10 protein-coding genes are annotated in these 12,482 nt (G+C 72.9%); 4 read left to right on the forward strand and 6 right to left on the reverse strand.

Features of this window, described 5'->3' with window-relative positions:
- Positions 1–82 precede the first annotated feature (82 nt).
- Both ACFYPJ_RS26675 and ACFYPJ_RS26680 read left to right on the forward strand, forming a co-directional pair.
- A complete protein-coding gene (locus tag ACFYPJ_RS26675; RefSeq protein WP_389022079.1) occupies positions 83–1,294 on the forward strand; it encodes a serine hydrolase domain-containing protein in 1,212 nt (403 codons plus the stop codon).
- Positions 1,295–1,469: 175 nt separating this feature from the next.
- Positions 1,470–1,745 carry a DUF1876 domain-containing protein gene (locus ACFYPJ_RS26680; RefSeq protein WP_389022082.1) on the forward strand — a complete coding sequence of 92 codons (276 nt, stop codon included), beginning with the start codon at positions 1,470–1,472 and terminating at the stop codon, positions 1,743–1,745.
- Between the two features lie 299 nt (positions 1,746–2,044).
- On the opposite strand, the gene ACFYPJ_RS26685 is transcribed toward ACFYPJ_RS26680, so the two are convergent.
- Both ACFYPJ_RS26685 and ACFYPJ_RS26690 read right to left on the reverse strand, forming a co-directional pair.
- Entirely contained in the window at positions 2,045–2,932 is an 888-nt protein-coding gene (locus ACFYPJ_RS26685) for an NAD(P)-dependent oxidoreductase (protein WP_389022085.1), read from the reverse strand.
- A 224-nt stretch (positions 2,933–3,156) separates the two neighbouring features.
- Entirely contained in the window at positions 3,157–3,798 is a 642-nt protein-coding gene (locus ACFYPJ_RS26690; protein WP_389022088.1) for a TetR/AcrR family transcriptional regulator, read from the reverse strand.
- A gap of 215 nt (positions 3,799–4,013) precedes the next feature.
- On the opposite strand from ACFYPJ_RS26690, the gene ACFYPJ_RS26695 reads away from it, so the two are divergent.
- Entirely contained in the window at positions 4,014–7,550 is a 3,537-nt protein-coding gene (locus ACFYPJ_RS26695; RefSeq protein ID WP_389022091.1) for a S41 family peptidase, read from the forward strand.
- Positions 7,551–7,705: 155 nt separating this feature from the next.
- On the opposite strand, the gene ACFYPJ_RS26700 is transcribed toward ACFYPJ_RS26695, so the two are convergent.
- The 4 genes from ACFYPJ_RS26700 to ACFYPJ_RS26715 all read right to left on the reverse strand — a co-directional run bounded on the left by ACFYPJ_RS26700 (position 7,706) and on the right by ACFYPJ_RS26715 (position 11,533).
- Positions 7,706–7,936, reverse strand: a complete 231-nt coding sequence (locus ACFYPJ_RS26700) for a hypothetical protein (RefSeq protein ID WP_389022094.1) — start codon at positions 7,934–7,936, stop codon at positions 7,706–7,708.
- Positions 7,937–8,025: 89 nt separating this feature from the next.
- Positions 8,026–8,913 carry an SDR family oxidoreductase gene (locus ACFYPJ_RS26705; RefSeq protein ID WP_389022097.1) on the reverse strand — a complete coding sequence of 296 codons (888 nt, stop codon included), beginning with the start codon at positions 8,911–8,913 and terminating at the stop codon, positions 8,026–8,028.
- Positions 8,910–10,031: an alpha/beta fold hydrolase gene (locus ACFYPJ_RS26710; protein WP_389022100.1), complete on the reverse strand. Its 1,122-nt coding sequence runs from the start codon at positions 10,029–10,031 to the stop codon at positions 8,910–8,912. The genes ACFYPJ_RS26705 and ACFYPJ_RS26710 overlap by 4 nt, the downstream gene beginning before the upstream one ends.
- On the reverse strand, positions 10,028–11,533 hold the full coding sequence (locus tag ACFYPJ_RS26715) for a flavin-containing monooxygenase (RefSeq protein WP_389022104.1): 1,506 nt from the start codon (positions 11,531–11,533) through the stop codon (positions 10,028–10,030). The genes ACFYPJ_RS26710 and ACFYPJ_RS26715 overlap by 4 nt, the downstream gene beginning before the upstream one ends.
- Positions 11,534–11,734: 201 nt before the next feature.
- On the opposite strand from ACFYPJ_RS26715, the gene ACFYPJ_RS26720 reads away from it, so the two are divergent.
- Positions 11,735–12,355 carry a MerR family transcriptional regulator gene (locus tag ACFYPJ_RS26720; protein WP_389022320.1) on the forward strand — a complete coding sequence of 207 codons (621 nt, stop codon included), beginning with the start codon at positions 11,735–11,737 and terminating at the stop codon, positions 12,353–12,355.
- The last annotated feature ends 127 nt before the right edge of the window (positions 12,356–12,482 follow it).

Below are 12,482 nucleotides of genomic sequence, written 5' to 3' on the forward strand. Positions count from 1 at the left end.
GCGGCCCGCGAAACGAAGGAATCGCAGGCTGACAGCGGGTGTTTCACCCACCGTCGAAGGCAAGCCGAAGGGAAGGACGGGCGTGGACGGCAACGGCACAGACGTCGGCGGCACCGTGACCGAGGGCTTCGAGCCGGTCAGGGAGGCGTTCCTGCGCAACTTCGACCGGCTGGGCGAGCGGGGCGCGGCGGTGGCCGTGTACCGGGACGGGCACCGGGTCGTCGACCTGTGGGGCGGCGCCAAGAACGTGGATGGAGGGGACGGCGCGGACGGAGGCGACGGAGGGCACGGCGCGGCGCCCTGGGAACGCGGCACCGCGCAGATCGTGCGCTCCGCGACGAAGGGCGTCGCCGCGGCCGCACTGCTCCTCCTCCACCAGCGCGGTGAACTGGACCTGGACGCCCCGGTGGGTGCGTACTGGCCCGAGTTCAAGGCCGCGGGCAAGGAACGGACCCTGGTACGGCACCTGCTCGCGCACCGCGCCGGCGTCCCGGTGCTGGACCGGCCGCTCACCCCGCGGGAGGCGGCCGACCCCGAGGCCGGCGCGGCGGCCGTCGCGGCCCAGGCACCGGTGTGGGAGCCGGGCACGGACCACGGCTATCACGCGCAGACCTACAGCTGGCTCACCGCCGAACTGGTACGACGCGTCACCGGCCGGCCGATCGGCGAGTGGCTGGCCACCGAGATCGCCGGGCCGGCCGGCACGGACCTGTGGCTCGGGCTGCCGGACGCGCAGGCGGCGCGCGTGGGCCGGGTCGGCCCCGTCGACGCCCCCGAAACGGCCGGCGGACTGCGGACCCGGCCGAAGCGGTCCGTCGCCGCGGCCTACGCCGACCCCGGCTCGCTGACCCGGCGTGCCTTCGCCGCGATCACCCCGCTGCCCGACGAGAACGCCCCCGACTACCGCGCCGCCGCCCTGCCCGGCTCCAACGGCATCGCCACCGCCGACGGCCTGGCCCGCTTCTACGCGTCGCTGATCGGCGACGTGGACGGCGGCCGGCGGCTGTTCACCCCACGCACCGTGGAACTGGCCCGCGGGGAACGGTCCGCCGGGCCCGACCGCGTCCTGGTCGTGAACACCCGGTTCGGCCTCGGCTACATGCTGCACGGCACGGCCTCGCCGCTGCTGTCCCCCGCGTCCTTCGGCCACCCGGGCCGGGGCGGTGCGCTGGGCTTCGCCGACCCGGAGTCGGGCATCGCCTTCGGCTACGTGACCAACGGCTTCCGGCAGAGCGTGACGGCCGATCCTCGGGCGCAGGCGCTGGTGGGGGCGGTGCGGGCGGCTCTCGGGTGAGCGCTCCGCCGGGTGGGGTGCGAGTCGTGCGCCGTCGTGCTCGTGCGGGGTGTGCGTCTGCGGGAGCGCGGGGGGTGGTCGCGCAGTTCCCCGCGCCCCTTTTCGGGGTGCCGTCGGCGTGACGTCGCGGTGGGGTGGGCGCACTCTGGAATCAGTGGTTCCGGAGGTGGTCGTCATGATGCAAACCACAGTGGGCTGGCATGTCGAGATGGAGTTCGAGGAGGACGATCAGCACACGCGGGCGGTGGCGCTGGTGCGGGTGCCCGACGGCACGGAGATCCGGGGGCACGGCCGGGCGAGCCGGCACCACACCGACTGCAATCAGCCACGGGTCGGCGAGGAGATCGCGGGCGCCCGCGCCCTCAACGAACTCGCGATGCAACTGCTGGCCAAGGCACACGGAGAAATAGACGCGATGTCCGGCCGCACCTCACACCCGATCAACGTCTGACCCCGACCGCCCCGAGGGGCGCCCCGCAGAGGGCACAAGACCCAACGCACCCGCCAAAGAACGGGGACGGGAGGCGCCCCAGGGGGCACGGGGACCTAAGCGCCCCCGAAAAAGGCACGGGGAACTGCGCAAGCAGCCACAACACACCCGCAGACGCACGAGGCGACCGGCCCCCTCCTAGGGGCGCGGGGAACTGCGCGACCAGCCACGACACACCCGCAGACGAACAAAGCGCGAGCCCCCACAGGGGCGCGGGGAACTGCGCAACCAGCCCCGCCCACCCCACCCCCGCGGGGAACCTACTCCGCCTTCTCCGCGAAGCTCGCGAAATAGGCGGCAGCCATGTCCTCGTCACCATGACCCTGCGCCGCGGCCCGCGCGAGGCGCTCGGCGGTGGCGGCGGCGATGTCGAGTCGCACATGCCCCCGCTCCCCCGCCTGCACGATCAGCCGCGCGTCCTTCCCGGCGGTGCTCACCGCGAACTGCGCCGGGCTCAGCCGGCCCTCCAGGACCAGCCCCGCCTTGGCCCGCAGGTACCCCATGTCGAGCGGCCCCTCGGCGATCAGGTCGAAGAAGCTCTGCGGGTCGACCCCGAGGGCCTGGGCGAGGGCGAGGACCTCGCCGCCCGCCGCGGTGACCGCGAGGACCCAGCTGTTGGCGACGAGCTTCAGCCGGGTCGCGCCGGCCGCGGCTCCGTCCTCGCCGGTCCACACGGTACGCACGCCGACCGCGTCGAAGACGGGCTTGACCGTCTTGCGGTGTTCCTCGGGACCGGCGGCCACCACGGTGAGCTGACCGGACTCGGCGGGCTGGCGGGTGCCGAGGACGGGGGCGTCGTAGAAGACGAGGTCGTGCTCGCGGGCGAATCCGGCGAGTTCGGCGACGGAGTCGAGACCGGCCGTGGTCGACTGCGCCCAGACCGCGCCGGAGGGCAGCGCGGGCGCCGCCTCGCGCATGACCTCCAGGACGGTGTCACCGTCGTAGAGCATGGTCAGCACGACATCGGCGTCGCGCACGGCCGCGGCCGGGTCGGCGGCGACCTGCACCCCGTCGGCGGCCAGCGGCTTGGCCTTGCTCGCGGTGCGGTTCCAGGCGCGGACGGTGTGCCCGGCGCGGGCGATGTTGCGGGCCATCGGGGCGCCCATGATGCCGGTGCCCAGGACGCTCACGGTGAGTTTCTCGGTCATGCGGTCGGTTCCTGTTCTCGGATGCCTGCTCGCGGATTCCCCTCGCCGCGGCGATCTTAGGCGCCCTTTTCGGTCAGATCGCGGTCATCGAGGCATCGGCGTCCGACGCGGTCGGCCTTTCCCCCCGTACGCCCCGTGAGCCCGTACGCCCCGTGAGCCCTGTTCACCTCGTTCATACGGTCAGGCGCCGCGCGGGCCGCGGCGCCGGTGGAACCACGAGGCGGTCAGCCGACCGGCACGCCGAGTGCGGGCAGGACCACCGCGTCCAGGTACGAGGTGAGGAACGCCTGCGTCGGCGGCTGGTCGTCGAGCAGCGCCCGGGTGGCGAAACCGCCGACCACCATGTGCACCAGGAACTCCAGCGCGGGACAGTCCGGGCGGACCTCACCCCGGTCGATGGCGCGCTGCACCATCGAGCGGAAACCCTTTATCTCGGGATCCACCACCAGGTTGCGGAAGGCCTCGCGCAGGTCCGGGTTGTGGTGCATGGCCATGGCGACACCCCGCATCAGCGCGGAGTTCCGCTCCATCTCGCAGTCGTCCTCGGCCGCCATCAGGGCGTGCAGGTCGCCCCGGAGCGTTCCGGTGTCGATCTCGTTGCCGATGCCCCGCTTGCCATGCCGGATGGCCTTCACGACCAGCTCGGCCTTGCCACCCCACTGACGGTAGAGGGTGGCCTTGCTGGACCGCGTGCGCGTGGCCACGGCGTCCATGGTGAGGGCGTCGTAGCCCACTTCCCGGAGCAGATCGAGCACGGCCTCGTACAGCTCGGCCTCGCGCTCGGGGGTGATGCGACTGCGACGTCCGGATGCAAGCACCGGCTCCACCGGAGCGACTAATGCCGCGCCCTTGGATGCCTCAGTCATGTCTCTCGCCCTTTCCCGCTCCGGACGACACGGTTTTGTATGGGATGAATGTAGCGCACACTTCAACGAAACGAAACCGTTTCGTACGTACCTTGAATCCCGTCAGTGCGTGCCGTGAATCGTGCCAGTGAATTGCACGCAAGAAGCCCTTTTCCCGGTTCCGTGCGAGTCGCCCTGAGTTGCCCGTTCCGCATCGGCCGGAAAAACATGGGGAGGTGAGTTATCTGCGTCTGCCCCACCTCAGCGGCGACCGGCTGTGCTTCGTGGCCGAGGACGACCTGTGGCTGACCCCGCTCGACACCCCGGGCCGTGCCTGGCGACTCACCGTCGACCGCACCAAGATCGGCCATCCGCGTTTCTCCCCCGACGGCCGCCACATCGCCTACACGACCTGGCACAGCCTCGTGCCCGAGATCCACCTGGCCTGCACCGACGGCGGACCGGGCCGGCAGCTTACGTACTGGGGCAGCGCCGACACCCGGGTGTGCGGCTGGACCCCGCCCGACCCGGACGGCCGCTGCGACATCCTCGCCGTCGCCTCCCACGGCCAGCCCTTCTCCTATTTCAGCTGGGCCTACAAGGTCTCCCCCGACGGCGACCCGGGCCGCAAACTGCCCTGGGGCCCGGTCTCTGACATCCAGGTCGCCGACCTCGGCGACGAACACCGGACCCTGCTGCTCACCGGCACCCCGCCGCACGAACCGGCCGGCTGGAAGCGCTACCGGGGCGGCGCCATGGGCCGGCTGTGGCTGCACGGACAGCGGCTGCTCGCCGGCATCGGCGGCCACCTGGACGCACCGATGTTCGTGGCCGGCCGGATCGCCTTCCTCTGCGACCACGAGGGCGTCGGCAACCTCTACTCCTGCGCGTACGACGGCTCCGACCTGCGCCGCCACTCCGACCACGACGCCTTCTACGCCCGGCACGCCGCGAGCGACGGGACCCGGGTGGTGTACCAGTGCGGGGGCGACCTGTGGCTGGTCGACGACCTGTCCCCGGACGCCGTACCGCGCCGCCTGGACATCCGGCTGTCCGGGCCGCGGGCCGGCCGCCGCAGGTACCAGGTCCCGGCCGCCCAGCACCTGGACGGCATATCGGTCGACGAGACCGGGCGGGCCAGCGCCGTCGTCGTACGCGGCAGTCTGTACTGGCTCACCCACCGCGACGGCCCGGCCCGCACCATCGCGGACACTCCGGGCGTACGGGTCCGGCTCCCGGAGATGCTCGGCTCGACCGGGCAGATCGCCTACGTCACGGACGCGACGGGCGAGGACGCCATCGAGATCGCCTACCTGCCCCGGGCCAGCGGCGACCGCGCGCCGCGCCGGCCGGCCACCGGTGAGCTGGGCCGGGTCCTGGAACTGGTGTCGGACCCGTCGGGCGAACGCCTCGCCGTCGCCTCGCACGACGGACGGCTGCTGCTCATCGACGCGGCCGAGGGCACCGGGAACGGCGCCGGGAACTCTGCCGACGGCACCGGCGGAAGCGGGGCCGTCCCCGGTGGAGGCGAGGTAGCCCCCTGTGGAGCCGAGATCACCGAGTTGATCCGGTCCGTCAACGGCCCGGTGAAGGACCTGGCGTTCTCCCCGGACGGGACCTGGCTGACCTGGTCCCACCCGGGGATCGGGCGCTCGCTGCGGCAGATCAAGATGGCCCGCGTGCCCGGCGCCGGACAGCCGGACCGGCTGATCGTCGACGTGACCAACGGCCGCTTCGAGGACGAGAACCCGGTGTTCACCCGGGACGGCCGCTACCTGGCGTTCCTGTCCTGGCGCGGCTTCGACCCGGTGTACGACGTCCACACCGGGGACCTGTCCTTCCCGCTCGGCTGCCGCCCCTACCTGGTGCCGCTGTCGTCCGCGACGCCCTCCCCGTTCGCCCTGAACCCGGACGGCCGTCCGGCGGCCGGCGGTCTGGACCCCGCCGAGGGCGGGCCCGGCGACGGGTCCGCGGTCACCGTCGAGGTCGAGGGCCTGGAGAGCCGGGTCACCCCGTTCCCGGTGACCGCTTCCAAGTACTCGGCGCTGCACCCGGTGGCCGGCGGCGGCCTGGTCTGGCTGCGCTGGCCGATCTCGGGCGCCCTGGGCGAGACCTTCGTCAACCCGGCCGACACCAGCGGACGCCCGACCCTGGAGTACTTCAGCATCACCAAGGCGAAGAGGTCCGAACTCGTCGGCCACCTGGACTGGTTCACGGTCAGCGGCGACGGCACCCGGCTGGTCGTGGTCGACGAGGGCGACCTGCGCGCCGTCCCGTCGACCGAGTCGGGCGACGCCGACACCACGGTCTGGATCGACCTGCGCCGCATCCTGCACGAGGCCGACCCGCCCGCCGAGTGGCGCCAGTCCTTCGAGGAGGCGGGCCGGCTCATCCGGGCCTACTTCTGGGACCCGGGCATGTGCGGCATCGACTGGGACGCGGTCCTCGACCAGTACCGGCCGCTGGTCGAACGCGTCGCGTCCCCGGACGATTTCGCGGATCTGCTGCGCGAGGTGCTGGGCGAACTGGGCACCTCCCACGCCTATGTCACCCCGGCCCGGCGCAACGAGGGCCCGCCCCACTTCCAGCGCTACCAGGGCCTGCTCGGCGCCGACTTCGTCTGCCGGGACGGCCGCTGGACGGTCCGGCGGATCCTGCCGGGCGACTCCTCCGACTCCCGGGCGCGTTCGCCGCTGGCCGGCACCGGCATCCGGGCGGGCGCGGTGCTCACCCAGGTGGACGGGCGGCCGGTGGACCCGGTGGCGGGCCCGTACCCGCTGCTGGCGGGCGCGGGCGGTACGACCGTGGAACTGACCTTCGTCCATCCCCCGTGCGACGAGGGCCCGCCGGACACGGCCGGCTCCGCGAGACGGAGGGACGAGCGGGACGCGACGGATGAACAGGGCGCGGCCGACGAGCAAGGCACGACGAAGGAGCAGGACGAGGCAGGCCAGGAAAGCGGGGCGGGTACGGAAAGCCCGGTGAACCGGGAGGACGGGACGGTTACGGAAGGCCCGGTGAGCCCGGAACGCGAGACGGGCCCGGCGCGGCGGGTGGCGGTGGTGCCGCTGATCGACGAGCGGCCGTTGCGCTACCAGGACTGGGTGGCCAAACGCCGCCAGGTGACCCGGGAGTTGAGCGGCGGCCGGTGCGGCTATCTACACATCCCGGACATGGGCGGCTCCGGCTGGGCCCAGTTCAACCGCGATCTGCGCATGGAGGTGTCCCGGCCCGCGCTCCTGGTGGACGTGCGCGGCAACGCGGGCGGGCACATCAGCGAACTCGTCGTCGAGAAGCTGACCCGGACCATCCTCGGCTGGGACCTGACGCGCGACGCCCAGCCCGTGTCGTACGCCTCCAACGCACCGCGCGGCCCGATCGTGGCGCTGGCCGACGAGGCCACCTCGTCCGACGGCGACATGATCACCGCCGCGATCCGGCTGCTGAAGTTGGGGCCGGTGGTCGGGCAGCGCACCTGGGGCGGCGTGGTCGGCGTCACCGGGCGGCACCGGCTGGGCGACGGCACGGTGATCACGGTGCCGATGAACGCGGCCTGGTTCGACGCGTACGGCTGGTCCGTGGAGAACCACGGGGTGGCACCGGACGTGGAAGCCCTGCGCACGCCGCTGGACTGGGCCGAGGGCCGGCACGTCGAGATGGACGACGCGATCCGGCTGGTCCTGGAACTGCTGGCGTCCTGGCCCGCGGCGACGCCGCCCGACCTCCGCGAGGTACCGGACCGCTCACGCCCCGGACTGCCGCCCCGACCCTGACCGCCCGCCCCCGTGCCCCGTGTCCGACCGCCCGCCCTCGTACGCGCGAACCAGCCACAGAGACCGGACACGGAGACGAGACCCGGCGAAACCGGGCACAGGAAGGGCGCCCCGCGTCCGGGGCGCCCTGTGCGGACCGGTGAACGACCGTGGCGTCAGGCGTCGTAGTCCTGGTCCATGCGGTCGTGCATCTCACGCTCGGTGTCCTGCGTGTCCCGCGGGTTCTGGCGGCCGCCGCGCTCGGGCTGCGGCTTGCCGCCGGGCTGCGGCTTGCCGGGCTGCTGCTGGCCCCGCTGACCGCGCTGACCGGCCTTCTCGCGCGCGCTCTGCTCGGCCTGGTCCCGCAGGTTCTTGGCCTTCTCCTGGAACTGGTCCTTCATACCCATGTGGGTTCACTCCCGTGAGGGTGAGGGGTGTTGGGTCCTCGATGGGCCCCCGACCAGATTCACACGGCCCGACACCCTACGCATGTCGATCAGTCACGGTGCGTAGCACGGGCCCGTTCGTCGGCCTCGCCGCCCGCGCCGACCAGTCCGGTGCGCATCCCCTGCAACCGGGGCCCGAACCGCCGCATCTCGCGCTGTCCGACCGTCCCGATGAGGGCCGGCAGGTAGCCCCGTACGCCCTGCATCCCGCGCAGCCACCACTGCCCGTACACATGGCTCGACCGCCGTTCGATCCCGGCCACGATCCGCTCCACCGCGGGCCCCAGCGGATAGGTCCGGTTGGCCGGCCACGGCAGCCGCCGGCGCAACTCCCGCATGGTCGCGTCCTGGTCGGCACCGCGCACCATGTCCGTGTCGGTCCAGGACAGATACGCCACCCCGACCCGCACCCCCTGGTGGCCGACCTCGGCGCGCAGGCTGTGCGCGTACGCCTCCACGCCCGCCTTCGAGGCGCAGTACGCCGACATCATCGGTGCCGGGGTGAGCGCGGCGAGCGAGGCGATCTGGAGCAGATAGCCGCGGCTCTCCACGAGCAGGGGCAGGAAGGCACGGGCGGTCACCGTCGAGCCGATCAGGTTGACCTCGATCACCCGCCGCCAGGCGTCCGGGTCGGAGCCGGCGAACGGGCCGCCGGTGGCGACACCGGCGTTGGCGACGACGATGTCCGCCTTGCCGAAGCGCTCCTTGACCTCACCGGCCACCCGGACCATCGCCTCGTGGTCGGTGACGTCGGCGTACCAGTGGCCGCTGTCGCCGTGCAGCCGCCCGGAGACCTCCTTGAGCGCGTCCGGCTCCAGGCCGACCAGCGCCACCTTCGCACCGCGCGCGGACAGCTTGCGGGCGAGCATCTCGCCGACGCCGCGTGCCGCGCCGGTGACGACCACGACCTGCCCTTCGAGGCCGGCCGCCCTGTTCACGCGCCCTCCTTGGCGTGCACGTCCGCACCGTCCACCGCGCCCGTACCGGTGCCCGGGGTGCCCGCCCTGCCGGTGTCCGCGACACCTGCCACGTCAGCTACGTCTGCCGTGTTCGCCATATCCGCCCTGCCCTCCCCGTCCTTCGCGCCCTTTGCACCCTTGGTGCCCTTCGCGTCTTTCACGCTTTTCGTATCGTCCGTGGGGTGCGCCGGGTCGTCGAGGTACGTCGTGACGAGGTCCCGGATCCGCCCGGTGACCAGTTCGGGCGCTTCCACCGGAGTCATGTGGCCGAGTCCGGGCAGTTCGGTCAGGCCGACGCAGTGCGGCAGCGCGGCGACGACGGCCCGTGCGTGCACCGGCGGGGTGAGCCGGTCGGCGGTCCCGGCGATCACCGCCGTGGGCACCGTCAACTCCCGTACGCCGTCGTCGAGATCGAGCCGGGCCAGCACCTGCGACCAGGCGTACCGCGCGCCGGGCGGGCAGGCGTGCACGATCCGGGCGCAGGCGTCCACCATGTACGGCGCGGAACCGGCGCCCATCGTCGCGTACTTGAGGATCCGCCGGGCCACCGGCGTGACCGGACCGAGCGGGGCGCGCACGCCCAAAATGCGCGCCGTGATCCAGGTGCGTGCGCGCCCGGCGCGCAGCGGCACGATGCGTGCCTCCGCGACCAGCCGCGAACTGCCCGTGCTGCACAGCAGGACGGCGGCGGTGTGCTCACGGAAGCGGGGCCGCGCGGCCGCCGCCAGCATCGTCATGGCGCCCATGGAATGCCCGGCGAGCACGGCCCGTTCGCCCGGCGCGAGCGTCTGGTCGAGCACGGCCTCCAGGTCGTCGGCGAGCGCCCGGGGCGAGCAGACCGGGTTCGCCGGGCTGCGCCCGTGGCCCCGCTGGTCGTAGGCGATGACCCGGTGGTCCACGGCCAGGTCCCGGATCTGGGCCGCCCAGAAGGCGGTCGAGCAGCTCCAGCCGTGGGCGAGGACGACCGGCGGCGCGTCCTTGGGGCCATGCACCTCGGCGTGCAGCCGCGCGCCGTCGGCGGAGACCACCGTCAGCTCGCGGACGGGCGTGGGCGGCGCGTAGGGGCCCGCGGTCACATGCGTCGGACGGCTGCTCATGCCCTCACCTCCACCGGGGCCTGGGTACGGGCGGGTACCCGCAGGACCTCGTACTCGGCGAGGTCCACCCGCCGGGTGGCACGCCGGAACTCCGTCGTCGTACCGGGCCAGATGGTGGTGTTGCGGCCGCTCGCGTCCAGGTACCAGCTGGTGCAGCCGCCGGTGCTCCACACCGTGCGCCGCATCCGCTCCTGGACCCGCTCGTTCCAGGCGCGCACCGCACCGGGGCGGGCGTCGAGGGCGGCCCGGCCGCCGAGGACGTCGAGCTGGCGCAGGTAGTCCGCCATGTAGTTCAGCTGGGACTCGATCATCAGGATCATGGAGGAGTTCCCGAGGCCGGTGTTCGGCCCGACGATCGTCATCCAGTTGGGGAAGCCGGCCGCGGAGGCCCCGCGCAGCGCCTGCATGCCGTCCTGCCACGCCTGAGCGAGGGTCCTGCCGTCCGCCCCGACGACCCGCTCGCCGATCGGCATGTCGGTGACGTGGAAGCCCGTCCCGAGGACGATCGCGTCGACCTCGGTCTCGGTGCCGTCGGCGGCGACCAGGGTGGTGCCCCTGACCTCGCTCAGCCCGCTCGCCACCACGTCGACGTCGGGCCGGGCGAGGGCCGGATAGTAGGAGTTGGAGAGCAGGATCCGCTTGCAGCCGATCCGGTAGTCGGGGGTGAGCCTGGCACGCAGCTCGGGGTCCTTGACGGCGCGGGCGATGTTGCGCTTGGCGAGCTGTTCGACCGGGCCGAGTTCGTCCGGGTGCTTGGTGAATGCCTGCACCTGCAGCTCGCGGATGCCCCACAGCAGTCCGCGCCGGGCCTGCGCGGTGATCGGCAGGTGCCGGTGCAGCCACCGTTCGGCACCGGTGATGGCCCGGTCGACGCGCGGCAGCACCCACGGCGGGGTGCGCTGGAAGAGGGTCAGCCGGGAGACGAGCGGCTGGATGGCCGGCACGATCTGGATGGCGGAGGCGCCGGTGCCGACGACGGCGACGCGCTTGCCGCGCAGGTCGTAGTCGTGGTTCCAGCGGGCGGAGTGGAAGACCTCGCCCGGGAAGGAGTCGAGCCCGGGGATCGGCGGGATCCTCGGGTCGGCCAGCGCCCCGGCGGCGGAGACGACGACGTCGGCGCTCAGCGCACCGCTGCTGGTCTCGATCTCCCAGCGCAGCTTCCCGGTGTCCCAGGCCATCCGCTGCACCTCGGCGCCGAACCGCAGGTGCGGACGCAGCCGGAAGGTGTCGGCGACGCGCTCCAGGTAGGCGCGGATGTGCTCCTGCCCGGAGAAGGCGCGCGGCCACTCGGGGTTGGGCGCGAAGGAGAAGGAGTACAGGTGGGACGGTACGTCGCAGGCGCAGCCGGGATAGTCGTTGTCCCGCCATGTGCCGCCGACGCTGTCGGCCCGTTCCAGGACGACGAAGTCGGTGATCCCCTCGCGGCGCAGCCGCACGGCCGCGCCGAGCCCGCCGAACCCGGACCCGATCACCGCCACCCGTACATGCTCGTGCTGGGCCATCCCGCAGCCTCCCGGCATCGCAACGGATTCTGCCAGTGAACACTGGCACGATGGGAGCGTAGGGCAGCTCCGTACCGATGGGTAGGGGGCGCGCGCGGGAAAGTTACCGGCGGTACGCCCTAGGCTGCCCCTGTGGCAGCAGACGGTGGCGGAAGCGACGGACAGGGCGGCGGCCGTCAGAACGGCCCCCGCGAGTACCGCATGGAGGAACTGGCCCGGCTGGCCGGCATCACGGTGCGCACCCTGCGCTTCTACCGCGAACGCAAGCTGATCCGGCCGCCCCGCCGTGAGGGCCGGATCGCCTGGTACGACGACCAGCACCTTGGCCGCCTGCGCACCATCTCGGCGCTGCTGGAGCGCGGCCACACCCTCAGCGGCATCGCGGAGCTGGCCGACGCCCTCGAACACGGCCGCGGCGTCGCCGACCTGCTCGGCGTCGGCACCCCCACCGAGGAGGAACCGGTCCGCCTCACCCCCGAGGAACTGGCCGACCGCTTCGAGGGCGAGGACACCCCGGAGAATCTGGCCGCGGCACTGGAGCTGGGCTATCTCGGCACGGACGGCAACGAGATCGTGCACATCAGCCGGCGCCTGCTGGACGTGTCGTCCGCACTGGTCCGCGAGGGCATCCCGCTCGCCGAGGTACTGGCGGCGGGCAAGCGGGTACGCGAACACGCGGACGCGCTGGCCGACATGTTCGCCCTGATGGTCCTGCGCCACGCCCCCGAGGACGACCTGGAACGCCTGCGCCCACTGGCCCGCAGCGTGGTCGAGGCGGAATTCTCCCTGGCGCTGGACAGACGCCTGCACAAACGGGACTGACGCAGGCACGGACGACCGGCCCGGAGAGCAGGCCGCGGCGGAGCAGACGGCCGCGGGGCGGGCCTACAGACCGCCGACCACCTACAGGCCGTAGACCAGCTACCCGCCGTAGACCATCCACAGAAAC

Source organism: Streptomyces sp. NPDC006012, from assembly GCF_042871185.1.
Taxonomy (GTDB): Bacteria; Actinomycetota; Actinomycetes; order Streptomycetales; family Streptomycetaceae; genus Streptomyces.